The sequence below is a fragment of the Microbacterium gubbeenense DSM 15944 genome, assembly GCF_000422745.1.
Taxonomy (GTDB): Bacteria; Actinomycetota; Actinomycetes; order Actinomycetales; family Microbacteriaceae; genus Microbacterium; species Microbacterium gubbeenense.
The window spans coordinates 31058-53870 of sequence record NZ_AUGQ01000005.1 but is presented as its reverse complement, the minus strand read 5'-3'; the positions used below and the strand labels follow the sequence as shown (position 1 = coordinate 53870).

Below are 22813 nucleotides of genomic sequence, written 5' to 3'. Positions count from 1 at the left end.
CGGTGGTGGTCGAGATGTGTGAGTGGATGAAGTCTTGCGGATGAAGGTAAGCGCGGGATCAGAACCGGCGGCCGCCGCCTCCGCCGCGCGAGCCGCCGCCGAAGCTGCGACCGCCGCCGAAGCTGCGACCGCCCCTGAAGCCGCCGCCGAACGAGCCGCGCGACGACCCGCCCCAGCCGGATCCGCGGCGCGAGCCGCCGGAGATCGCGCCGCCGATGAGCCCGCCGACGATGCCGCCCAGGATCTGGCCGCCGACGCCGGATCCGCCGGAGCGGCCGCCGTATCCGCCCGAGGAGTACATGTTCACGTCGGATCGCGCGGAGCGCGTGGCCTGCTGGGCGAGGCTCAGCCCGCGCTTGGCGGCGGCGAGGGCGGCGGCCGGGTCGGACGACTGCAGCGCGTTCGCCTCGCCGATGGCCTGACCGGCCTGCGCGATGTAGGACCGCGCCGACTGGCCGACCGCGCCGCGGCGGGTGTTCACGAGGGTCTCGGCGGAGTGCAGCTCGCCCGCCGCGCGGCGCAGCGTCTGGTGGAGCTGAGCCTGGGTGCGGCGCCGCTTCTCCTCCTCGGCGCGCGCTGATGCGAGCGCGGCATCCATCTGCTCGTTCGCCTGATCGAGCGCCTCGAACATGATCACGGGGGTGCGCTCGCCGCCGGAGAGGTTGGTGCGGGCGGTGTCGATGTGCGAGCGCGTCGCCGTGATCGCCCGCGCGAGCCGGCCCTCGGGATCCTCGAGCGCCTGGGCCTGACGGATGTCGTTCTCGAGATCGGCGATCATCTCGCGCGCGTCCTTCTCCGCCTCGGCGAACGTCTTCTGGAGCCCCGTCACGGCCGCGACGAGCTCGTTCGCTTGGCCGAGCGCCTGCTCGGCCTCGTGCAGGTCGACGGCGGCCTCGCCGGAGTCGCCGGCGTCGAGGTGCTCGCGGGCCTCGACAAGGCGCAGGTCGGCGAACTCGAGACGCGAGGCGGTCTCCTCCGCGTTGTCCTCGACCGTGTCGATCGCGGGCGACGCATACGTCTCGCGGAGCCGCGCGATCTCGGCGGTGATCCGCTCGGGGCCGTCGGCCGCGGCCGCGCGCTCGGCCGTCAGGCGCTCGATCACGGCGGGCGCGTTCTTCTCGATCGCGCGCAGCTCCTCGAAGCCCTCGGCCTTGTCGTCGAGCTCGGCATCGGCGGTCTCGAGCAGCTGCACGATCTCGCCGTACATGCCGCGCTTCTGTTCGAGCGTCTCGGGGGTGGCGTCGTCGAGCTGCTGCTGAATGGTGAACGAGCGGTTCAGCGCCTCGCGCGCCCGGGTGAGGGCGGTCGAGTACTCGGAGACGGCGTCGCTGCCGAACTGCGCCACCGCGAATCCCATCTCCTGCTCGGCCGTGCGCAGCGAGTCGTCCATCTCGACGAGCAGCCCGGAGGCGCGCGAGGAGACGTCGTCGACCTCGGCCTCGAGCTTCTCGCGCGCCTCGCGCTCGAGGCGCCGCTTCTTCGCGGCCCGCGAGACCGCGAGCCAGACGATGACGATGATGGCGATGACGACCGCGATGCCCGCGACCCACCACCCGGTGTAGTTCGGTGCGGCCTGCGACTCGAGCTCGTCGGCGGCGGCGGCGCCCGCCGCGCCCGCCCAGTCGTCGCCGCCGAGAGCGGTGCCGACGGCCTCCTCGACGGATCCGAGCTTCGCATCGCTCAGCGATCCCTCGACGGGGCCGACGATCGCGAGCTGGCGCGCCTCGGTCGCGATGGCGAGCAGGTACTGATCCGAGCCCAGGCCGTTGGCGTCCGCCGTGGCGCCCGCCCATTCGCGCGCGTCCGAGGGGTTCGTGAACTCGTCGACGTACACGACCCACAGCTCGAGGTCGCCGTCTGCGGCGAGCTGGCCGAGCCGAGCGTTCGCGTCCTCTTCCTCCGCGGGGGAGAGCACCTCGGAGCCGTCGTGGACGTGCCCGCCGCCGAGAGAGGGCGGATCCGCGGCGAGGGCCGCTCCGGGCGCCAGCGCGAGCGCGGCACCGAGACCGAGCACCGCCAGGATGCGTACGAGTGTGCTCCGCATTCTTCCCCCTTCGGAAACCACTTCCTAGATCCTATTGTCCGAGAGGGCTCCGGCAGGGCGATTCATCGGGGATTCATGCGCGTTCGTCGTACGCTGGCGAGGATGTTCGAAGACAGATACGGATCTGATGTCCTCGCGTCCGGGTGGCGCGAGCAGGGCAAGAAGGTCTCGCGCCCGGTCGCGGCCGAGATGGGCCTCGTCGTGGAGGTCGTGGGCGACGGCTGGTGCGGCGCGATCACGCGCGTCGAGGCGGGCAACGTCGAGCTCGAGGACTGGAAGGGGCGCCGGCGCGCGTTCCCGATCGGCGCGGGCTTCCTGATCGACGGCGAGCCGGTGATCCTCGAGAAGGCGCTGAAGAAGCCGCAGGGGCGCACGCGCACCGCGTCCGGATCCTTCGTCTCCGCCGACGAGCGCGCGCGCATCGCGCTGCCGAGCCGGATCCTCGTCGAGGGCAAGCACGACGCCGAGCTCGTGGAGAAGGTCTGGGGCGCTGACCTGCGCGCCGAGGGCGTGGCGGTGGAGTTCCTGCAGGGGCTCGACCTGCTGGAGGAGCTGCTCGAGGCCGAGCCGCCGTCCGAGAAGCGCCGGTACGGCGTGCTCGTCGACCACCTCGTCGACGGGTCGAAGGAGGACCGCATCGCGCGGCGGATCCTGCAGGGCCGGCACGGGACGCACCTGCGGATCGTCGGACACCCCTTCATCGACGTGTGGCAGTGCGTCAAGCCCGAGGCGATGGGCATCCGGGCCTGGCCCGTCGTGCCGCGGGGCCAGGACTGGAAGACGGGCATCTGCCGCGGGCTCGGCTGGCCGGCCGAGACGAAGGAGGACATCGGGCTCGCGTGGCAGCGGATCCTGTCTCGCGTGACGACGTTCCGCGACCTCGAGCCGACGCTCATCGGCCGGGTCGAGGAGCTCATCGACTTCGTCACCGTCGGGGAGTGACCAGCGCGTCCGCGTACCCTGGAAGCATGACCGAACCGGCCACCCGACGCACGGGACCTTTGTCGTTCGTCCGACGCGGAGGACGCATGTCCGACGGGCAGGAGCGCGCCTGGCGCGAGCTCGCGCCGACCTACGTCTTCGACGTGCCCCGCGACGTCGCGGAGACCTCGGTGCACCCGGACGCGCGGTTCGTGCCGCAGCAGGAGTTCGGCCGCGTCGCGCCGCTCGTCGTCGAGATCGGCACGGGGCAGGGCCACGCGATCATCCACGCCGCGACCGAGCATCCCGAGACCGACTTCCTCGCGGTCGAGGTCTACCACGGCGGCCTCGCGCGCACGATGCTCGATGCCGACAAGGCCGGGCTGCAGAACCTGCGCCTCATCGAGGCGAACGCGCCGGAGGTACTGCAGACGCTGCTGCCCGAGGCGTCGACCGACGAGGTGCGCATCTTCTTCCCGGACCCGTGGCACAAGAAGCGCCACAACAAGCGCCGCATGATCAGCCCGGGCTTCGGGGCGGTCGTCGGGCGGGCGATCCGCGACGGCGGCCTGCTGCGGCTCGCGACCGACTGGGAGGACTACGCGCTGCAGATGCGCGAGGTCCTCGATGAGGAGCCCGAGTTCGAGCGCGCGTTCGACGGCGAGTGGGACGACCGCTTCGCCGGCCGGCCGATGACCGCCTTCGAGCGCAAGGGGCTCGACAAGGGGCGCGACATCCGCGATCTCACGTACCGCCGCATCGCGCGGTAGACGACGTGTCGACGCGCGGAGATGGAGTGGGCGGCATGTCCGCCTCCTCATCGCGCGCCGTCGTGGCGGGGCGGGCCGGCCGGGGCGCGTTCGCCGCGCGCGGCGCCGCCACCTCGGGCATCACGACGATGCTCGCCGCGATCTCGCACACGGTGGGTGGGGGCGAGGCGCCCGCGCCGCTGATCGTCGTCGGCATGATCGTGCTGCTGGTGCTGCCGTCCGCCGTACTGCTGACGGCCCGCCCGCCGCGGGCCGTGATCGGGCTGCTGCGCGGGCGCGCAGGGCGCGATGCCGAATCGCATCCCGGCCTCCCGGGGCTCGCCCGGATCATCGCGGCGACGGCGTTCGCACAGCTCGCGTTCCACGCGGCGTTCTCGCTGCTCGGCGCCCCGGGCGGGATGGTGCCCGGCGCCCCGCATGCCCACCATGCGCACGGCGCGCTGGTCGAATCAGCGCCGTTCGTGCATGGCGGCGCGGAGGGTCCGGGCATGGTGGCATCCCACGTGATCGCCGCGCTCGTGACGATCGCGATCCTCGCGTACGGCGAGACGGTCATCCGCCGGGGCGCGGCATGGCAGCGGCGGTCGGTGCGCTCGTTCGCGCCGGTTCGTCCCCTTCCGACGGCGCCGCGCGTCATCGCGTACGTCGCTCCGCGCATCCGGCCGTCCGCGGTCTGGCTGCCGGCGACCGGCGTTCGCGGACCACCCGTCTTCTCCTGAGAAATCCATTCGACCCGGCCGTCCGGCCGGTGTCTTCTGCATGCTTTCGAAGGAATATGACATGACTGGTTTCACAAAAAAGGCGCTGCTCGGCGCCTCCGGCCTCGCGCTCGCGGCCGGGCTCGTCCTCGCACCCGCGGCCGCATTCGCTCACGTGAGCGTGGATCCGTCGGGGGAGGCCTCGCCCGGCAGCGAGACGACGCTGACGTTCGGCATCAATCACGGCTGCGACGGCTCGCCGACGACCTCGGTGGCGGTATCGATGCCCGAGGGGCTCTCGGGCGTGCACCCGATCGCCGACGCGAACTGGACGATCGAGACCGAGCGCGACGGCGATGCCGGGCGGGTCTCGACCGTGACCTACACGGCGACCACGCCGTTGCCGAACGACATCCGCGGCGAGGTGAAGATGCTCGTCGGGTTCGCCGATGATGCGGCGGATCCCCTCGCATTCCCCGTCGAGCAGACGTGCGAGGACGGCTCGACGTCGTGGAGCGAGGTCGCGTCCCCGGGAGAGGACCCGCACGATCTCGAGGCGCCCGCACCCGTGCTCGAGTTCGTCGACGCGGCCCCCGCTGTCGATGCGGACTCGCCTGCGGAGTCGGGGCCGTCCGGCCTCGAAGTCGCGGGCTACGTCGCCACGGGCGCGGCCGTCGTGATCTCGCTCGCGGCGCTCGGTATCGCGGTCTCGGCCTCTCGCCGCAAGAGCTGACGCCCGGTTCTGTCGGAGGCCGTGTCGAGGCGCTCCCGGTTCAGTCGGAGAAACTGGCCGGACACGCCTTTCGAGGGCGCTCCTCGCATCGATCTCCGACAGAACCGCACGACACCCGGCCGGCACCCCGACAGAACCGGGCGCCATGCCCGGGAATCGGGTGAACGGACCGGGCTGCACCCGCTGGTAAGCTCGTGTGGTCCGCCTCCGTAGCTCAGGGGATAGAGCACCGGTTTCCGGTACCGAAGGTCGGGGGTTCGATTCCCTCCGGGGGCACAGATGGGGCCGGGAGATCCGCAGAAACACGCGGAACTCTCGGCCCCTAGTTCTGTTCCGTTCGAAACCGCCGACGCGCCAGCGCACATACAGCGCGCATGGCTTCTGGATGCGCTGACCTCGACCGTTGTTGCTGCCGGTCGCACGACGCGTTCTCTCGACCGCGATATCCGTCGCGTGGGGGAGGTTTCGGTCCGTGCATCGTCGTACTGTCGATGGCATGACGGAACCAGAGGAAGAACCTCGCGGACAGTCGCACATGGGCGTCGGGGTCGGGGTTGCGCTCGGGCTCTCGCTCGGTGCAGCGTTGGGACTCACGGTGTTCGACAACCTCGCGATCGGTGCGGGTGTCGGGCTTCTCGTCGGCCTTGTGATCGGCGCTGCAGCCGATGCGAGGAAATCCGGATAGCTCATGCTCATCAGTCCTCCGAGATCGGTTCGTCCGTGTGCTTTCCCGGCCCGATGAAGCGGACCCCGCTCGTTCCTCGTGCCGGTGACCGATGAACAGCAATGGGTCGCGAGTCGACTGGTACGCCGGATCCATCGCCGCGCTCATGATGTCGGTCACGTTCGGCATCCTCTGGGACGACTGGTTCTTCGGCATCGCGATCGGCGTCATGCTCGGCATTGTCGCCGCGTTCAGCTTCACGTCTGCCTCCGACGAGTAGCCGTTCGCGATCCGACCTCCCACTTGGCGTTCGGTTCTCTCTGCATAACGAGAGCCGCGGCTTCCACCATCGCGCCGCCCGTACGATGGGGCCATGGACGATCAGACCGCGCCTCGCATCGTCGGTGACAGCGCCGCGGACGGAGCGCCGGGCGCCGTGTGGAGTCTCGCGCCCGACGACCGCACCCTCGACGCGAACGTGATCTGGCTGCCGGCCGGCGACGGGATCGCCTCGCACATCGGCCCCGACCTCGACGTTCTCGTGCACGTCATCGACGGCTCGGGCACGCTCGAGACCTCGGGCGACGAGATCGCGCTCGCGCCGGGCGTGCTCGCCTGGCTGCCGCCGCGGTCGCGCCGGGCGTTCACCGCCGGCGCCGACGGCCTGCGCTACCTCACGGTGCACCAGCGCAAGACGAAGCCGGCTTTCGGGCTGCGCGCCCGCGGCTGAGCGGCCTACTTGCTCGCCGAGATCTGCGCCGCGGTGTCGGTGTCCTGAAGCTCTGAGACGAGCTTCTCCGCGAGGTACGCGTGCCCGTCGTCCGACGGGTGGTTGTAGCCCGACGCGCTCGCGTCGATGACGGTGTCGTAGTTGCTCGTCGTGATCCACTCATCGTCGATGGGCGAGATGTACGACAGGCCCTCCTCCGCCGCGAGCTCGGCGAGCACGTCGTCTATGCTCTCGATGCTCTCGTTGACGGGCAGCATCGACGGTGCGGGGCCCAAGATCACGAGCTCCGCATCGGGGTAGGTCGCCTCGACGGCGCGCCAGACGGCGCGTGCGGCGCGGGGGAGGGCCGACAGCGGCTGCGCGCGGTCGTTGATCGAGCCCTGGATCACCACGACGTCCGGGTCGAGATCCGGGTCGAGCTCGGCAACCCGCGTGCCGTAGTAGCCGCCGTATTCGCCGGCGCGCAGGTACCCGCTGCCGTTCTCGCCGTTGACGGTGGTCGCCCACCCGAGGATCGCGCCCGTGCGGTACGCATAGCCGCCCGTCACGGTCGTCGACGCGAGCCCGAACGTCCACGAGTCGCCGAAGACGAGCAGCGAGGCCTCCGGCTCGACGGCCGAGACTCCGGGCTGCGCGACCCAATCGCCGGACACGTCGACGCCGTGCGACTCGGTGGCGCACGAGGCGAGCGCTGCGGTGGCCAGCCCGACCGCGCAGGAGGCTGCCGCGAGGCGGCGGAGGAAGCGGGGCATTCATCAAGGATAAAGCTCCTACAATTGAACCCCTATGAGCCCCGACGCCCTCGCCACCGTTCTGTTGTCCGTTCTCGACGCGATCGCGGACGAGAAGCGCCCGGGCGAGCCGCTCGGCGCGACCCTCGCCGACATGACGATCGAGCGCCCCCGCAACCGGGATCACGGCGACTGGGCGACGAACGCGGCGATGAAGTTCGCGAAGAAGCTCGGCACGAACCCGCGCGAGCTCGCGCAGCTGATCGCCGACCAGCTCGGCACGGTCGACGGCATCGCGTCCGTCGAGGTCGCGGGCCCCGGATTCATCAACATCCGCCTCGACGCGGCCGCCGCGGGCCAGCTCGCTCGCGCGATCGTCGAGGCCGGCGACGAGTACGGGCGCAACGACTCGCAGGCCGGCAACAGCATCAACCTCGAGTTCGTCAGCGGCAACCCGACAGGACCCCTGCACATCGGCCACACGCGGTGGGCCGCGCTCGGCGATTCGATGGGGCGCCTGCTCGAGGCGTCGGGCGCGACCGTGGCCCGCGAGTACTACGTCAACGACGCCGGCGCGCAGATGGACCGGTTCGGCGCCAGCGTGCTCGCCGCGATCACGGGCTCCGACGCGCCCGAGGACGGCTACAAGGGCGCCTACATCGACGAGCTCGGCCGCAAGGTGCTCGCGGGCCGCCCGGGAATCCTCGACGAGGCCGACCCGCAGGCCGCCGTGCGCGACGCCGCGTACGAGCTGCAGCTCGCCGAGATCAAGGAGTCGCTCGGGAAGTTCAACGTGCACTTCGACGTGTGGTTCTCCGAGCGCGACCTCCACGCCGGCGACCCGAGCCTGATCGATCAGGCCGTCGAGCGGCTGCGCGACGAGGGCCACGTGTACGACGCCGACGACGCGGTGTGGGTGAAGACCACCGACTTCGGCGACGACAAGGATCGCGTGATCCGCCGCGGCAACGGCATCTATACCTACTTCGCCGCCGACGCCGCGTACTACCTGAACAAGGGCGACCGCGGCTTCCAGCACAAGATCTACCTGCTCGGCGCCGACCACCACGGCTACGTGCACCGCCTGAAGGCGCTCGCCGGATCCGCGGGAGACGACCCCGAGAAGGACATCGAGGTGCTCATCGGGCAGCTGGTGTCGGTCAACGGCGCGCGGCTCAGCAAGCGCGCCGGCAACATCATCGAGCTCGACGACCTGCGCGACTGGATCGGCACCGATGCGCTGCGCTACTCGCTCGAGCGCTTCCCGGCCGACTCGCCCCTGTCGCTCGACCCCGAGTTGCTGCAGAAGCGCACGAACGACAACCCCGTCTTCTACGTGCAGTACGCCCACGCGCGCACCCACAACGTCGCCCGGAACGCGGCCGACTCCGACGTCACGCGCGAGCACTTCCAGCCCGAGCTGCTCGAGCACGAGACCGAGTCGGCGCTGCTCGGCGCCCTGCAGGAGTTCCCACGCATCGTGGCGTTCGCCGCCGAGATCCGCGAGCCGCACCGCGTCGCCCGCTACCTCGAGGAGCTCGCGGGGCTGTACCACCGCTGGTACGACAACTGCCGCGTCACGCCGAAGGGCGACGACGAGGTCGAGCCGGTGCACGGCACGCGCCTGTGGCTGAACGACGCCACAGGCCAGGTGCTGCGCAACGGCCTCGCCCTGCTGGGGGTCAGCGCGCCCGAGCGCATGTGAGCGCCGCCTCGTTCAGTAGGGTGGATCCCCATACAATGGGGACACTGTCCGCGGCGCGCCGAGCGCGCGGATTCCGATTCTCGAACCCGTAAGGATTCATCGCCTCGATGGTCACCGCGTCCCGCCCCGCACACCCGCTCGCGCCCGGCTGGCTCACGGTGCCAGACGATGCGAACGACTTCGCACCCGGCGTGTGGCCGGCCTCGATCACCCGCGCCGATTCCGGCCAGATCGAGATCGGGGGCATGAGGGCGAGCGAGCTCGCCGAGCAGTTCGGCACCCCCGTCATGCTCCTCGACGAGGACGACGTGAAGGGCCGCGCCGCGCGCACCCAGCGCGCGTTCGCGTCGGCCGTCGCTCGGCACGACGGATCCTGCCGCGTCTACTACGCCGGCAAGGCGTTCCTCAGCTCCCACGTCGCCCGCTGGATGCTCGATGCCGGGCTGAACATCGACGTCTGCTCGCGCGGCGAGCTCGAGACGGCGCTCGCCGCGGGGGTCGCCGCCGACCGCATCGGCTTCCACGGCAACAACAAGTCGGTCGCAGAGCTCGAGCGCGCGATCGGTGTCGGCGTCGGCACGATCATCGTGGATTCGGCGATCGAGCTCGAGCGCATCGGCGCGATCGCCGAGCGGATCGGCGCCTCGCAGAACGTGCTGGTGCGCGTGCGCAGCGGCGTGCACGCCGACACCCACGAGTTCCTCGCGACCTCCCACGAGGATCAGAAGTTCGGCTTCTCGCTCGCGGAGGCCGAAGCCGTCGTCGCGCGGATCCGTGAGCTGCGGTCGGTGAGGTTCCTCGGCCTGCACTGCCACATCGGATCCCAGATCTTCGGCATCAACGGGTTCCGCGAATCCGCCTCGCGCGTCGTCGAACTGCACGAAAGGCTGCTCGAGGGCGGTCCGGTGCCGCTGATGAATCTGGGCGGAGGGTTCGGCATCGCGTACACGCGCGCTGACACGCCCGCAGAGATCGAGGATCTCGCGGACGGCATCGTCGACGCGGTCGCGGACGAGTGCGCCGCGCGCGGCATCGAGCTGCCGACGCTCGCGTTCGAGCCGGGACGGTCGATCATCGGCCCAGCGGGCATCACCCTGTACGAGATCGGCACGACCAAGGCCGTCACGGTCGACACCGACGGCGGATCCGCCGAGCGGCTCTACGTCTCCGTCGACGGCGGCATGAGCGACAACGTGCGCCCCGCGCTGTACGGGGCGCAGTACTCGGCCCGCCTCGCCTCGCGCACGAGCGACGCGGATCCCGCGCTCGTTCGGATCGTCGGCATGCACTGCGAATCCGGAGACGTCGTCGTGGACCACGAGTACCTTCCGGGAGACGTCACCCCGGGAGACCTCGTCGCCGTCGCCTCCACCGGCGCATACTCCGCCGCCATGGCGAGCAACTACAACCACGTCCCTCGCCCCGCCGTCGTGGCGGTGCGCGACGGCCGAGCGCGCGTGATCCTCCGCGGCGAGACGGTCGACGACCTGCTCGCGCGCGACGCCGGCCTCGGCTACACCGAAGGAGAAGAATGATCGACCACCGTACTCTGCGCGTCGCGCTGCTGGGCGCCGGATCCGTCGGCTCGCAGGTCGCCCGTCTGCTTCTCGAGCACGCCGATGAGCTCGAGGGGCGCGCGGGCGCTCGCCTCGAACTCGTGGGCATCGCGGTGCGCAACGTCGACGCGCAGCGCGACGTCGAGCTGCCGCACGAGCTGTTCACGACGGATGCGCACGAGCTGATCGTCGGCAGCGACATCGTGATCGAGCTGATGGGCGGCATCGAGCCGGCCCGCACGCACATCCTCGACGCGCTGCAGTCGGGCGCCGATGTCATCACGGGCAACAAGGCGCTGCTCGCCACGCACGGGGCCGAGATCTTCGACGCGGCCGATCAGGTCGGCGCCTCGGTGTCGTACGAGGCGGCGGTCGCGGCGGCGATCCCGATCCTGCGCCCGCTGAAGGACTCGCTCGCGGGCGACTTCGTCACGCGCATCTTCGGCATCGTCAACGGCACGACGAACTACATCCTCGACCGCATGGACACGGAGGGCGCCGACTTCGCGGAGGTGCTCGCCGACGCGCAGATGCTCGGCTACGCCGAGGCGGATCCGACGGCCGACGTCGAGGGATACGACGCCGCGCAGAAGGCCGCGATCCTCGCGAGCCTCGCGTTCCACACGAATGTGCCGCTCGAGGCCGTGCACTGCGAGGGCATCAGCTCGATCGGCGCCGATGCGATCGAGAACGCCAAGAAGGCCGGGTACGTCATCAAGCTGCTCGCGACGTGCGAACGGCTGCCGGCCGAGAACGGCGAGGACGCCGCCATCTCGGTGCGCGTTTATCCGGCGCTCATCAAGCGCGACCACCCGCTCGCGAGCGTGCACGGCGGCAACAACGCCGTCTACGTCGAGGCCGCCGCCGCCGGGCCCCTCATGTTCTACGGCGCGGGCGCCGGCGGGGTGCAGACGGCCTCGGCGATCCTCGGCGACGTGGTCTCGGCCGCGCGCCGCCACATCGCCGGCGGCGTCGGCGTCGGAGAGTCGGCCCGCGGCACACAGCCGATCGCCGACATCGGCCGCATCACCACGCGGTACCAGATCACGCTCGACGTGACCGACGAGCAGGGCGTGCTCGCGACGGTCGCGACGATTCTCAACGAGGGCGGCGTCTCGATCGCGACCCTCGAGCAGACGGCGGTCGAGACGAACGACGGCGAGTCCCGTGCGCGCCTCGTCATCGGCACGCACCGCGCCCGGGAGCAGGCGCTCAGCGCCACGACCGAGCGCCTCGCCGAGAGCGGCGTCGTCGAGCGGGTCGTCACGGTGCTGCGCGTGGAGGGCGAATGAGCCCGATCGTGCGCACCGTCGAGGTGCGCGTGCCGGCGACGAGCGCGAACCTCGGCCCCGGCTTCGACACGCTCGGCCTCGCGCTGAGCGTCTACGACGAGCTCACCGTCTCCTCGCTCGAGGGCGACGAGCTCGAGATCTCCGTCGAGGGCACGGGCGCCGCCGAGATCGCCACCGACGAGTCGAACCTCGTCGCCCGGACGATCCGCTTCGCCTACGAGTCCGTCGGCCTCATCGCGCCGGGCCTCAAGATCGAGGCGAACAACGCGATTCCGCACGGACGCGGCCTCGGGTCCAGCGGATCCGCCGTGGTCTCGGGCCTGCTCGCGGCGAAGGGCCTGCTCGAGGGCCGGGTCGAGTTCACCGACACGGATCTGCTGCGCCTCGCCACGGAGCTCGAGGGGCACCCCGACAACGTCGCCCCGGCGCTGTTCGGCGGCCTGACGATCGCGTGGACCGAGAACGACCGTCCGATGCACAAGAAGCTGCTCGTGCACCGCGGCGTCGCGCCCGTCGTGTTCGTGCCCGATCGCACGATGTCGACGTCGACGGCGCGCAGCGTGTTGGATCCGGCGGTGTCGCGCGAGGACGCCGTCTTCAACGTGTCGCGCTCCGCCCTCCTCATCGCGGCTCTCACGCAGAGCCCCGACCTGCTGATGTCGGCCACCGAGGATCGGTTGCACCAGGGGCGCCGCGCGGCGGCCATGCCCGAAACGGATGGGCTCGTGCGAGCCCTGCGCGCCGAGGGCTTCGCGGCGGTCGTGTCGGGCGCCGGCCCGAGCGTGCTCGTTCTGGCCGACGGGCCGGGCAAGCGCCTCGAGGCGGCGGCCGTGGCCGAGGAGCGCACGGGAGGCAGCTGGCAGGCTCTGATGCTCGCCGTCGACTTCCTGGGTGGTACAGTGAAGCAATCAGCGGAGGGTGCCTCAGCGCACAACTTCTGAACCTCCGTCGCAATTCTGCGAAGCCCCGCACGGATCCCCGACGGTGCCGCGTCCGCGTGGCGCAACCGGGTATCGACACCCTCTCTGAGGGCGTGTCATCACGTTCTTCCGCGTGCGGATTGGCACTGAGTTATCCCGATTCTTTAAGGAGCACTCGTGGCACCCACGAATGAGAACACCGGCGGCAACGCCGAATCCGCACAGTCCGACATCGACCAGGCCATCGCGGCCGCTGACGCCGCGACCTCGACGAGGAAGGCGCCGGCGAAGAAGCGCGCGCCGCGCCGCGCGAGCTCGACCGGCACCGCGGCCGCCGCGACGACGGCCCCGTCGACCGAGGCGCCCGCGTCGACGGATGCGCCCGCTGAGGCCTCGGAGGAGGCCCCCGCCAAGGCGCCGGCGAAGAAGCGCGCCCCGCGCCGCACCAAGGCGCAGATCGAGGCCGACAAGGCGGCGGCCGAGGCGGCCGCGAACGGCGAGCAGCCGGCAGCCGAGGCATCGAGCGAAGAGCCCGTGAAGAAGCCCGCGACGCGCACGACGCGTTCGCGCGCCAAGGCTGCGCCCGCCGCGTCGACCGAGACCGTAGCCGAGGCCGCGCCGGCCGAGGAGATCAAGGCCGACGACGCTCCCGCCGAGGAAGCGGCTCCGGCCAAGCGCCCGGCACGTCGCCGCGCGACCTCTGCGCCGAAGGTCGAGGAGAAGGCTGCGGACTCCGACGCAGCGCCGGCAGAGGGAGTCGCCGCACCCGCGGAGGAGAAGGTCGAGGCCGAGACGAAGCCCGCGCGCGCCGCGCGCTCGCGCCGCAAGCCCGCCGAGACCGCACCCGCCGAGGCCGAGTCCGCCTCGCAGCCGGGCGAGGAGAAGGCCTCCGCCGAGCAGGCCTCGACTGACAAGACCTCGACCGAGAAGACCTCGACCGACAAGGGCGAGAAGTCCGATGACGCCGAGTCCGCCGACAAGCGCGACGGCTCGGACCAGTCCGACGGCTCCGACCGGTCCGACAGCGACGAGCAGGAGGGCTCGAGCCGCGGACGCCGCGGTCGAGGCCGCGGCCGCCGCAAGAAGGGCCCGGGCGACTCGGACGACAACTCCGACGGCGGCCAGCAGAACGGTGGCCAGAACGGCCAGCAGAACGGCCAGAACGGCGGCGGTCGCGGGCAGAACAACCGCGGCGGTCAGCAGGAGCAGCAGCAGGACCAGAACCGCAACAAGCGCGGTCGTGGTCGCGGACGCGGCGAGGACGAGTTCGAGCCGCAGATCGGCGCCGACGACGTCCTGATCCCGATCGCGGGCATCCTCGATGTGCTCGACAACTACGCCTTCGTGCGCACGACCGGCTACCTGCCCGGACACCAGGACGTGTACGTCTCGCTCGGCCAGGTGAAGAAGTACAACCTGCGCAAGGGCGACGCGATCGTCGGATCCATCAAGCAGGCCCGCGAGAACGAGCAGAACGGGCGCCAGAAGTACAACGCGCTCGTCAAGGTCGATTCGATCAACGGCCTCTCGGCCGATGATGCCGCGACCCGCGTCGAGTTCTCCGACCTGACACCGCTGTACCCGCAGGAGCGCCTGCGCCTCGAGACGGAGCCCTCGAAGCTGACCCAGCGCATCATCGACCTCGTGGCGCCGATCGGCAAGGGCCAGCGCGGCCTCATCGTCGCGCCCCCGAAGGCCGGCAAGACGATCGTCCTGCAGCAGATCGCGAACGCGATCGCGCAGAACAACCCCGAGGCGCACCTGATGGTCGTGCTCGTGGACGAGCGTCCCGAAGAGGTCACCGACATGCAGCGCACGGTCAACGGTGAGGTCATCGCCTCGACGTTCGATCGCCCTGCCGAGGACCACACGACGGTCGCCGAGCTCGCCATCGAGCGCGCGAAGCGCCTCGTCGAGCTCGGCCGCGACGTCGTCGTGCTGCTCGACTCGATCACGCGGCTCGGCCGCGCGTACAACCTCGCGACGCCGGCCTCGGGCCGCGTGCTCTCGGGCGGCGTGGACGCGGCGGCGCTGTACCCGCCGAAGAAGTTCTTCGGCGCGGCGCGCAACATCGAGAACGGCGGATCCCTGACGATCCTCGCGACCGCGCTCGTCGAGACCGGATCCAAGATGGACGAGGTCATCTTCGAAGAGTTCAAGGGCACCGGCAACTCCGAGCTGCGCCTGTCGCGCCAGCTCGCCGACAAGCGCATCTTCCCGGCGGTCGACGTCAACGCGTCGTCGACGCGTCGCGAGGAGATGCTGCTGAGCGCCGATGAGGTCAAGATCACGTGGAAGCTGCGCCGCGCCCTCGCGGGCATGGACCAGCAGCACGCGCTCGGCGTCATCCTCGAGAAGCTGAAGGAGACGAACTCGAACGTCGAGTTCCTCGTCCAGATGCAGAAGAGCTCTGTCGCCGCCGAAAACGGTCGCTGAGTCGTGTTCGAGTCCGTCCAGTCGCTGATCGACGAGCACGCCCGGGTTCAGGAGGAGCTCTCCGACCCGGCCGTGCACGCCGATGCCGCGCGCGCGAAACGCGTGAACAGGCGTTTCGCCGAGCTCTCGCGCATCGTGCGGGCGTATGACGACTGGACGGGCGCGGGCGACGACCTCGCCGCGGCGCGCGAGCTCGCGAGCGAGGACGCGGCGTTCGCCGACGAGATCCCCGCCCTCGAAGAGACGCTCGCCGAGGCGCAGGAGCACCTGCGCCGCCTGCTGATCCCGCGGGATCCGGACGACGCGCGCGACGTGATCATGGAGATCAAGGCGGGCGAGGGCGGCGCCGAGAGCGCGCTGTTCGCCGCCGACCTGCTGCGCATGTACTCGCAGTATGCGGCGCACGTCGGGTGGAAGACCGAGATCATCGAGTCGGATGATTCGGATCTCGGCGGGTACAAGAACGTGCAGGTCGCGTTCAAGGGATCCTCGAACGACCCCGCGCAGGGCGTCTGGGCGCACCTGAAGTACGAGGGCGGCGTGCACCGCGTGCAGCGGGTGCCGGCGACCGAGTCGCAGGGCCGCATCCACACGTCCACGACGGGCGTGCTGGTCTTCCCCGAGGTCGACGCCCCCGAAGAGGTGCAGATCGATCAGAACGACCTGAAGATCGATGTGTACCGGTCGAGCGGCCCGGGCGGCCAGTCGGTGAACACGACCGATTCGGCCGTGCGGATCACGCACTTGCCGACGGGCATCGTGGTGTCGATGCAGAACGAGAAGTCGCAGCTGCAGAACCGCGAGGCGGGCATGCGCGTGCTGCGCGCGCGGATCCTCGCGAAGCAGCAGGAGGAGCTGGCGGCGGCGGCGTCGGACGCGCGCAAGAGCCAGATCCGCGGAATGGACCGGTCGGAGCGGATCCGCACGTACAACTTCCCCGAGAACCGCATCGCGGACCACCGCACGGGCTACAAGTCGTACAACCTGGATCAGGTGATGGACGGCGCGCTCGAGCCGGTGATCGCCAGCTGCATCGCGGCCGACGAGGCCGAGCGCCTCGAACACCTGGGGGAGTGAGCAATAAGCCTCACCTCGGCGGGCCGCGCACGGCCTGAACGCGAGATGATGAGGGGATGGATCTCTCAGATGTGACGCTCATCGGGCTGGTGCAGGCGCTGCGGGCGGGCGAGGCGACTCCCGTTCAGGCGGCGACGCACTATCTCGACCGGATCGCGGAGAACGCCGACCTCGGCGCCTTTGCGGCGATCACGCGCGAGCGCGCGCTCGACCGCGCAGGTGAGCTCGGGACGATCCCGAACGAACCGCCGCCGCTGTGGGGCGTGCCGCTCGCCGACAAGGATCTCGTCGCGCGCGCGGGCGTGCCGACCCGGTACGGATCCCGGGCGTTCCAGGACTTCGTGCCCGACGCGTCCGATCCGCTCGCCGCGGCGGTCGACGCGCTCGGATCCGTGAATCTCGGCAAGACGACAACGCCCGAGTTCGGCCTCACCGGCTATACGGAGCCCGCCGCGGGCGCGCCGGCGCGGAACCCGTGGGATCCGTCGACGGGCGCCGGAGGATCGTCGGGCGGTGCGGCGATCGCCGTCGCGACCGGCATGCTCCCCGCAGCGGTCGCCTCGGACGGCGGCGGGTCGATACGGATCCCCGCCGCGACGGTCGGCGTCGTCGGTCTCAAGCCGTCGCGCGGGCGGCTGCCCGTCGCGAACGGTCTCGAAAGGCCCGGCGGGCTCTCGACTGCCGGGCCGATCGCGCGCACCGTCGAGGACGCGGCGCACCTGCTCGACGCGCTCGTCGGATCCGTCCCGCACCGCAATGCGACCACCGCGCCGGATCCGTGGCCGCGCCCGCAGCTGTTCGCCCCGATCGGTCACATCGGCGGGCCCGGACCGATGCCCGTTCGCGCCTTCCTCGCGGCCGCGCGACGGGAGGTCGCGGCGCTGCGGGTCGGCGCGACGCTCGTCACACCCTGGGACGGCTGGACCGATACGACGCTCGATCCCGGCGCGCGCGGGGCGTACGACTGGGCGATCCGCACGCTGGGCGGCATCGGCCACCGCACCGAGGACGCCGATTGGCGGCCGGCCGGCTATGCCGACCTGTTCACGACGATCTGGCGCGCGTCGGCCGCGGGCCTGCCGATCGGCGACGACGAGCTCGATCTCGTCGAGCCGTACACGGCGTGGCTGATCCGCGAGGGGCGCCGCATGGGCGCGCGCGAGGCGCTCGGTGCCTATGGAGCCGCCGCGGCGTTCGAACGGCAGACGATCGAGGCGTTCGCGCCGTTCGACGTGGTCATCACGCCCGCGCTGGCGAAGAAGCCGCAGCCGATCGGCTGGTTCTCGCACGACACGGATCCGCTCGAGAACTTCGCGCGCCAGTGCCAGTACGCGCCGCACACGAGCTTCGTCAACGTCTCGGGGCTCCCGGCGATCACGGTTCCGACGCCCGCAGCGCCGGGGGAGCGGCCGTGGAGCGTGCAGATCATCGGCCGCCCGGGCGGGGAGGCGCGCATGCTGCAGGTCGCGGCGCAGCTCGAGGCCGCGCGCGGGCCGCTGCCCTGGCCGGGCTCGATTCGCTGAGAAGCTGAGATTTCGGCCACGACCTGACGGAAACCGAGAAATCGTCAGGCGCTCGGCAAAATCTCAGGCCCTCGGCGAACCTCAGATCAGGTAATCGGGCGACGTCGACACGATGTCGTCCACGCGATCCTTCGGAGCCCGCGGCCGCGACGTCGCCGGGATCCCCACGACGATGCTGTCGGCGGGCGCGTCCTTCGTCACGACGGCGTTCGCGCCCACGGCGCTGCGCGCGCCGATCGTGACGGGGCCGAGCACCTTCGCCCCGGAGCCGACGACGACGCCGTCGTGGAGCGTCGGGTGACGCTTGCCGTGGCTGAGCGACGTGCCCCCGAGCGTGACCCCGTGGTAAAGCATGACGTCGTCGCCGACCTCGGCGGTCTCGCCGATCACGACGCCCATGCCGTGATCGATGAAGAAGCGCCGGCCGATCCGTGCGCCGGGGTGGATCTCGATGCCCGTGAGCCAGCGCGCGACCTGCGAGACGGTGCGCGCGACGAAGCGCCACCCGCGGTGCCAGAGCGCGTGCGAGACGCGGTGCACCCAGATCGCGTGCAGCCCCGGATACAGCAGCGCGATCTCGATGGATCCGCGGGCTGCGGGGTCGCGTCTGCGCGCGGCGGCGATGTCCTCACGGATTCCGATTCCCATATGAGAAGAATCTACCGAACGCAGAGGGGCCCGGGGCCATCGTGACCCCGGACCCCTCTGTCGATCACTGGTCGCGCAGGTGCTCCCAGAGGAACGTGGAGACGTAGCGCTCGCCCGTATCGGGAACGACGACGACGATGTTCTTGCCGGCGTTCTCCGGGCGCTTCGCGACCTCGAGAGCGGCCCAGACGGCGGCGCCCGACGAGATGCCCGCGAGGATGCCCTCCTTCGAGGCCAGATCGCGTGCGACGGACACCGAGTCGTCGAGCTGCGCCGTGATGATCTCGTCGATCACCGAGCGGTCGAGGATGTCGGGCACGAAGTTGGCGCCGAGCCCCTGGATCTTGTGGGGGCCGGCCTTGCCGTCGGTCAGGAGCGGCGAGTCGGCGGGCTCGACGGCGATGACCTGGGCCTCGGGCTTGCGCTCCTTGAGCACCTGGCCGACGCCCGAGATCGTGCCGCCCGTGCCGATTCCGGCGACGAAGACGTCGATGTTGCCGTCGGTGTCGGCGAGGATCTCCTCGGCCGTCGTCTCGCGGTGCACCTTCACGTTCGCCTCGTTCGCGAACTGGCTCGCGAGCACGGCTCCGGGCGTTTCGGAGACGATGCGCTTGGCCTCTTCGACGGCCCCGTTCATGCCGCCGGCCGGATCCGTGAGCACGAGCTCGGCTCCGAAAGCACGCAGCAGCACCTTGCGCTCGTTCGACATCGACGACGGCATCGTGAGGATCACCTTGTACCCGCGCGCCGCTCCGACGAGCGCGAGCGCGATGCCGGTGTTGCCCGACGTGCCCTCGACGATCGTGCCGCCCGCGGGGAGATCGCCCGAGGCCTCGGCGGCGTCGATGATCGCGACGCCGATGCGGTCCTTGACCGACGAACCCGGGTTGAAGAACTCGAGCTTCGCGTACACGTTCGCGCCGACGCCCTCGGTCACGCGGTTCAGCCGCACGAGCGGGGTCTTCCCGAACGCGCTCGAGATGTCATTGTGGATTCCAGCCATTGAGATGCCTTTCACGACGGGGTGGGGACTCACGGCGACGGTCATCGCCGAACCTGAGTGTCAGCCTAAGGCGATTCGCACCCGCACGGGCGGTGCATGACGTTCGATGTCACGTAGAGTCGAACCCCGTGACGGCGAACGAGAAGGCGATCGGGCTGCGCGATGCGCTGCGCGGAGCGGCCGACGTGCTGCAGAGCGCGGGGGTGCCGGATCCGGTCGTCGACGCAGAGCTGCTGCTCGCCTGGACGATCGATCCCGACGCCTCGCGCGGCGAGCTCCACGCGGGCATCATCCGCGGCGACGCGCTGACCCCCGAGCGGCACGCGACCTTCCGCGAGGCGGTCGCGCGCCGTGCCACCCGCGAGCCGCTGCAGCACATCACGGGAACCGCGCCGTTCCGCCACCTCACGCTGCACGTCGGCCCCGGGGTGTTCGTCCCGCGCCCCGAGACCGAGCTCATCGCGCAGATCGCGATCGACGCGCTGCACGTGGCCGCCGAACCCGAACCGATCGCCGTCGACCTCGGCACCGGATCCGGCGCGATCGCCCTCGCGATGGCGACCGAGGTGCCCCGTGCGCGCGTCGCGGCCGTCGAGCGATCGGACGACGCGATCGCGTGGACGAGGCGCAACGTCCGGGCGATCGCGCCCGACCTCGACCTGCGCCACGGCGACCTCGCCGACGCGTTCGATGACCTCGACGGGCGTGTCGCCGTCGTCGCCTCGAACCCGCCGTACGTGCCGGCCGACGCGATCCCGCGCGACGACGAGGTGCGCCTCTACGACCCCGCGGCGGCGCTGTACGGGGGAGCGGACGGCCTCGACGTCGTGCGCGTCATCAGCCGCGTGGGGCTCCGGCTGGCCCGGCCCGGCGGCATGATCGTGCTCGAGCACGGCGAGTGGCAGGGCGCCGATGTGCGGGGCATTCTCGAGGCCGACGGCTGGCTCGGATCGGCCACGCACCGCGATCTCACGACCCGGGACCGTGCGACGACCGCGGTTCGTCCGTGAGCTTCCAGCGCGGATCCGTAGAATCAGACGCGTGATCCCCTCCGTTTTCGACTGCAGCGACCGCGAGCAGATGCTCACAGGCATGCGCCAGGCGCGCCAGGCGATCGCGCGCGGTGACGTCATCGTGATGCCGACCGACACCGTCTACGGCGTCGCGGCTGACGCGTTCACACCCGCCGCCGTCCAGAAGCTGCTCGAGACGAAGGGGCGCGGCCGCACGCAGCCGCCGCCCGTTCTCGTCGGATCCGTCGACGCCCTGCACGCGCTCGTCGAGTCGGTCCCCGAGGAGGTCACGCAGCTCGTCGAGCGGTTCTGGCCGGGCGCGCTCACGATCGTGCTGCCCGCGCAGCCGTCGCTCACGTGGGATCTCGGCGACACGCAGGGCACCGTCGCGGTGCGCCAGCCCGACCACCCGCTCGCGCTGGAACTGCTCGCGGAGACCGGACCGCTCGCGGTATCGAGCGCCAATCTCACCGGCCGCGCCGCCGCCGTGGATGCGTCGTCGGCCGTGCAGATGCTCGGCGACACGGTCGCGGCGTATCTCGATGACGGCCCTGTCTCGATCGGCGTCGCCTCGACGATCATCGACGCCACCTCGCTCACGACCGCTCGCGGAGAGCGCGCCGTGCGGGTGCTGCGCGAGGGAGCGATCTCGCGCGCCGCCATGCGCGAGGTCCTCGGCGACCTGCTGGAGGACGACCCCGACGAGGACTCGTCTCGGTGAAGCTCTACCTCCTGACGATCCTCATCACGGCGGCGATCACCTTCGTCCTGTCGTGGGGGATCTGGCGCATCGCGCTGAAGTACAAGCTGCACCCGCCGGTGCGCGAGCGGGATGTGCACACGCGACCGACGCCCCGGCTCGGCGGCGTCGCGATGTTCCTCGGGATCGTCGCGGCGTTTCTGATCTCGCGCACGTTCGATTACTTCGACATCTTCTGGGTGGAGCCGCGCGTCGTGTGGTCCGTGCTCGGCGCGACCGTCCTCATTGCGCTGATCGGGATCGCCGACGACCTGTGGGATCTCGACTGGATGATCAAGCTCGGCGCGCAGTTCATCGCCGCCGGCGTCGTCGCTATCGGCGGCGGCGTGCAGATCTATGCCCTCCCGATCGGCGGCATCGCCGTGTGGTCGGGCTGGGTCAGCATCATCCTGACGATGTTCGCGATCGTCATCGTGATGAACGCCGTGAACTTCATCGATGGGCTCGACGGGCTCGTCGCCGGCGTGTGCCTCATCGCGAACAGCGTCTTCTTCCTGTACTCGTACATCCTCGTGCGCGACGCCGGGGCGACGAGCTACGCCAACCTCGGCACGTTCATCGCGGCTGTCATCGTCGGCGCGTGCGCCGGCTTCCTGCCGATCAACTGGAACCCGGCGAAGATGTTCATGGGCGACACCGGTGCGCTCGTGATCGGCCTGCTGATGGCGACGAGCGGCATCGCGATCACGGGGCAGCTGCCGCCGGCGGCGCTCGACCCCGATGTGACTGGGCGCTCGCAGATTCTCGGCACCCTGATCCCCGTGATCCTGCCGATCATCGTCGTGCTGCTGCCGCTGCTCGACTTCGGGCTCGCGGTGATCCGCCGTATGAGTCGCGGCAAGTCGCCGTTCTCGCCCGACCGCGAGCACCTGCACCACCGCATGCTCGACATGGGCCACTCCGACCGCGACGCGACTCTGATCTTCTATGCATGGACGGCGATCGCCTCTCTCACCGTGCTGCTGATGTACCTGTTCACGGGACAGGACTGGTTCGGCGGCCATTGGTTCGGTGAGTACTGGATCGCGGTCGCTTACGGCATCGTGGGGATCGCGGCCTGCCTCGTGCTCGCGTTCGTGCCTTCGCATCCGTCCCATCGGAGCGGTCGGAACGGGGCACCCGCTCATGGCGCCTGAGAACCCGCTCGTCGTGCGCAGCCTTGCGGTCAGCGCACTCGTGTGGGCGGTCGTCGGTCTCTTCGCCTGTGCCGTTGGCTACCTCACGAACGGATTCCCGGGTCTCGGCAGTGCGGCCACGGGCGCGGGGGCCGGATTGGTGTTCTCGATTCTCACGTCGGTGATCCTTCTGGTGCCGGACAGGAGATATGGCACGAGGCGCTACGCGGCGATCGCGTTCTTCTCGTTCCTCGGCGGCTTCCTCGTCAAGATCGTGCTGTTCATCGTTTCGCTGATGCTGCTCCTCGGCATCGAATCCGTCGTGCCGGGGGCACTCTACGGTGCACTCGCGGCAACCGCTGTCGCGTCACTGATCGTCGACCTGATCATCGTCAACGGCATTCGCGTGCCGGGGGACGATTCCGGGTACGGAGAGAGTTCATAGCGCGCGGCAGGTAGCCTCGTCGGGGGCGC

General features: G+C 70.6%; 22 protein-coding genes and 1 tRNA gene. 19 read left to right on the top strand and 4 right to left on the bottom strand.

The genetic code is table 11. From position 1 onward, the window contains the following. Nucleotides 1-58 precede the first annotated feature (58 nt). Entirely contained in the window at nt 59-2044 is a 1986-nt protein-coding gene (locus G510_RS18980; RefSeq protein WP_029152563.1) for a TPM domain-containing protein, read from the bottom strand. 102 nt (nt 2045-2146) lie between these two features. On the opposite strand from G510_RS18980, the gene G510_RS0103950 reads away from it, so the two are divergent. The 8 genes from G510_RS0103950 to G510_RS0103915 all read left to right on the top strand — a co-directional run bounded on the left by G510_RS0103950 (nt 2147) and on the right by G510_RS0103915 (nt 6560). Further along, nucleotides 2147-2986 (top strand): DUF3097 family protein, encoded by an 840-nt coding sequence (locus G510_RS0103950; RefSeq protein ID WP_029152562.1) that lies wholly within the window; start codon nt 2147-2149, stop codon nt 2984-2986. Between the two features lie 26 nt (nt 2987-3012). After that, nucleotides 3013-3735, top strand: a complete 723-nt coding sequence (gene trmB / locus G510_RS0103945) for a tRNA (guanosine(46)-N7)-methyltransferase TrmB (protein ID WP_029152561.1) — start codon at nt 3013-3015, stop codon at nt 3733-3735. A 35-nt stretch (nt 3736-3770) separates the two neighbouring features. After that, nucleotides 3771-4454, top strand: coding sequence for a hypothetical protein (locus G510_RS17405; protein WP_051216308.1), 684 nt, complete (start codon nt 3771-3773; stop codon nt 4452-4454). 61 nt (nt 4455-4515) lie between these two features. Continuing rightward, entirely contained in the window at nt 4516-5166 is a 651-nt protein-coding gene (locus G510_RS0103935; RefSeq protein ID WP_029152560.1) for a YcnI family protein, read from the top strand. A 203-nt stretch (nt 5167-5369) separates the two neighbouring features. Continuing rightward, nucleotides 5370-5442 (top strand) — tRNA-Arg (locus tag G510_RS0103930). A 220-nt stretch (nt 5443-5662) separates the two neighbouring features. Continuing rightward, nucleotides 5663-5851 carry a glycine zipper domain-containing protein gene (locus G510_RS17790; protein WP_029152559.1) on the top strand — a complete coding sequence of 63 codons (189 nt, stop codon included), beginning with the start codon at nt 5663-5665 and terminating at the stop codon, nt 5849-5851. 91 nt (nt 5852-5942) lie between these two features. Beyond that, nucleotides 5943-6110, top strand: a complete 168-nt coding sequence (locus G510_RS18180) for a hypothetical protein (protein ID WP_157560399.1) — start codon at nt 5943-5945, stop codon at nt 6108-6110. Between the two features lie 93 nt (nt 6111-6203). Further along, nucleotides 6204-6560: a cupin domain-containing protein gene (locus tag G510_RS0103915; protein WP_029152558.1), complete on the top strand. Its 357-nt coding sequence runs from the start codon at nt 6204-6206 to the stop codon at nt 6558-6560. A 5-nt stretch (nt 6561-6565) separates the two neighbouring features. Here G510_RS0103915 and G510_RS15290 read toward each other — a convergent pair whose 3' ends face one another. Continuing rightward, nucleotides 6566-7312 carry an SGNH/GDSL hydrolase family protein gene (locus G510_RS15290; protein WP_245563229.1) on the bottom strand — a complete coding sequence of 249 codons (747 nt, stop codon included), beginning with the start codon at nt 7310-7312 and terminating at the stop codon, nt 6566-6568. Nucleotides 7313-7346: 34 nt separating this feature from the next. On the opposite strand from G510_RS15290, the gene argS reads away from it, so the two are divergent. The 7 genes from argS to G510_RS0103875 all read left to right on the top strand — a co-directional run bounded on the left by argS (nt 7347) and on the right by G510_RS0103875 (nt 17800). Next, a complete protein-coding gene (argS, locus tag G510_RS0103905; RefSeq protein ID WP_029152557.1) occupies nt 7347-8996 on the top strand; it encodes an arginine--tRNA ligase in 1650 nt (549 codons plus the stop codon). A 107-nt stretch (nt 8997-9103) separates the two neighbouring features. After that, nucleotides 9104-10531: a diaminopimelate decarboxylase gene (gene lysA / locus G510_RS0103900; RefSeq protein WP_029152556.1), complete on the top strand. Its 1428-nt coding sequence runs from the start codon at nt 9104-9106 to the stop codon at nt 10529-10531. Then, nucleotides 10528-11844 (top strand): homoserine dehydrogenase, encoded by a 1317-nt coding sequence (locus G510_RS0103895; RefSeq protein ID WP_029152555.1) that lies wholly within the window; start codon nt 10528-10530, stop codon nt 11842-11844. The genes lysA and G510_RS0103895 overlap by 4 nt, the downstream gene beginning before the upstream one ends. Then, nucleotides 11841-12785 carry a homoserine kinase gene (thrB, locus tag G510_RS0103890; protein WP_029152554.1) on the top strand — a complete coding sequence of 315 codons (945 nt, stop codon included), beginning with the start codon at nt 11841-11843 and terminating at the stop codon, nt 12783-12785. Before G510_RS0103895 ends, thrB begins: the two co-directional genes overlap by 4 nt. A gap of 156 nt (nt 12786-12941) precedes the next feature. Then, nucleotides 12942-15200 (top strand): transcription termination factor Rho, encoded by a 2259-nt coding sequence (gene rho, locus G510_RS15285; RefSeq protein WP_036321899.1) that lies wholly within the window; start codon nt 12942-12944, stop codon nt 15198-15200. A 3-nt stretch (nt 15201-15203) separates the two neighbouring features. Further along, nucleotides 15204-16277, top strand: coding sequence for a peptide chain release factor 1 (prfA, locus tag G510_RS0103880; protein ID WP_029152553.1), 1074 nt, complete (start codon nt 15204-15206; stop codon nt 16275-16277). A gap of 56 nt (nt 16278-16333) precedes the next feature. Then, nucleotides 16334-17800 (top strand): amidase, encoded by a 1467-nt coding sequence (locus tag G510_RS0103875; RefSeq protein WP_029152552.1) that lies wholly within the window; start codon nt 16334-16336, stop codon nt 17798-17800. A gap of 81 nt (nt 17801-17881) precedes the next feature. Here G510_RS0103875 and epsC read toward each other — a convergent pair whose 3' ends face one another. Further along, nucleotides 17882-18448 (bottom strand): serine O-acetyltransferase EpsC, encoded by a 567-nt coding sequence (epsC, locus tag G510_RS0103870; RefSeq protein ID WP_029152551.1) that lies wholly within the window; start codon nt 18446-18448, stop codon nt 17882-17884. A 64-nt stretch (nt 18449-18512) separates the two neighbouring features. Beyond that, nucleotides 18513-19451 (bottom strand): cysteine synthase A, encoded by a 939-nt coding sequence (cysK, locus tag G510_RS0103865; protein ID WP_029152550.1) that lies wholly within the window; start codon nt 19449-19451, stop codon nt 18513-18515. Between the two features lie 128 nt (nt 19452-19579). On the opposite strand from cysK, the gene prmC reads away from it, so the two are divergent. From prmC to G510_RS0103845, 4 genes are read left to right on the top strand one after another with little or no spacing between them, the layout of a single operon-like run. Further along, nucleotides 19580-20461: a peptide chain release factor N(5)-glutamine methyltransferase gene (prmC, locus tag G510_RS0103860; protein ID WP_036321896.1), complete on the top strand. Its 882-nt coding sequence runs from the start codon at nt 19580-19582 to the stop codon at nt 20459-20461. Nucleotides 20462-20495: 34 nt separating this feature from the next. Next, a complete protein-coding gene (locus tag G510_RS0103855; RefSeq protein WP_029152548.1) occupies nt 20496-21185 on the top strand; it encodes an L-threonylcarbamoyladenylate synthase in 690 nt (229 codons plus the stop codon). Then, a complete protein-coding gene (locus G510_RS0103850) occupies nt 21182-22360 on the top strand; it encodes an MraY family glycosyltransferase (protein WP_029152547.1) in 1179 nt (392 codons plus the stop codon). The genes G510_RS0103855 and G510_RS0103850 overlap by 4 nt, the downstream gene beginning before the upstream one ends. Continuing rightward, nucleotides 22350-22784 carry a Cg1360 family ATP-synthase-associated protein gene (locus G510_RS0103845; RefSeq protein WP_029152546.1) on the top strand — a complete coding sequence of 145 codons (435 nt, stop codon included), beginning with the start codon at nt 22350-22352 and terminating at the stop codon, nt 22782-22784. Before G510_RS0103850 ends, G510_RS0103845 begins: the two co-directional genes overlap by 11 nt. Nucleotides 22785-22813: the final 29 nt, after the last annotated feature.

Coding starts and splice junctions, on each gene's coding strand:
- G510_RS18980 (WP_029152563.1), bottom strand. CDS start 2,044: ATGCGGAGCACACTCGTACGCATCCTGGCGGTGCTCGGTCTCGGTGCC.
- G510_RS0103950 (WP_029152562.1), top strand. CDS start 2,147: ATGTTCGAAGACAGATACGGATCTGATGTCCTCGCGTCCGGGTGGCGC.
- trmB (WP_029152561.1), top strand. CDS start 3,013: ATGACCGAACCGGCCACCCGACGCACGGGACCTTTGTCGTTCGTCCGA.
- G510_RS17405 (WP_051216308.1), top strand. CDS start 3,771: ATGTCCGCCTCCTCATCGCGCGCCGTCGTGGCGGGGCGGGCCGGCCGG.
- G510_RS0103935 (WP_029152560.1), top strand. CDS start 4,516: ATGACTGGTTTCACAAAAAAGGCGCTGCTCGGCGCCTCCGGCCTCGCG.
- G510_RS17790 (WP_029152559.1), top strand. CDS start 5,663: ATGACGGAACCAGAGGAAGAACCTCGCGGACAGTCGCACATGGGCGTC.
- G510_RS18180 (WP_157560399.1), top strand. CDS start 5,943: ATGAACAGCAATGGGTCGCGAGTCGACTGGTACGCCGGATCCATCGCC.
- G510_RS0103915 (WP_029152558.1), top strand. CDS start 6,204: ATGGACGATCAGACCGCGCCTCGCATCGTCGGTGACAGCGCCGCGGAC.
- G510_RS15290 (WP_245563229.1), bottom strand. CDS start 7,312: ATGCCCCGCTTCCTCCGCCGCCTCGCGGCAGCCTCCTGCGCGGTCGGG.
- argS (WP_029152557.1), top strand. CDS start 7,347: ATGAGCCCCGACGCCCTCGCCACCGTTCTGTTGTCCGTTCTCGACGCG.
- lysA (WP_029152556.1), top strand. CDS start 9,104: ATGGTCACCGCGTCCCGCCCCGCACACCCGCTCGCGCCCGGCTGGCTC.
- G510_RS0103895 (WP_029152555.1), top strand. CDS start 10,528: ATGATCGACCACCGTACTCTGCGCGTCGCGCTGCTGGGCGCCGGATCC.
- thrB (WP_029152554.1), top strand. CDS start 11,841: ATGAGCCCGATCGTGCGCACCGTCGAGGTGCGCGTGCCGGCGACGAGC.
- G510_RS0103875 (WP_029152552.1), top strand. CDS start 16,334: ATGGATCTCTCAGATGTGACGCTCATCGGGCTGGTGCAGGCGCTGCGG.
- epsC (WP_029152551.1), bottom strand. CDS start 18,448: ATGGGAATCGGAATCCGTGAGGACATCGCCGCCGCGCGCAGACGCGAC.
- cysK (WP_029152550.1), bottom strand. CDS start 19,451: ATGGCTGGAATCCACAATGACATCTCGAGCGCGTTCGGGAAGACCCCG.
- G510_RS0103845 (WP_029152546.1), top strand. CDS start 22,350: ATGGCGCCTGAGAACCCGCTCGTCGTGCGCAGCCTTGCGGTCAGCGCA.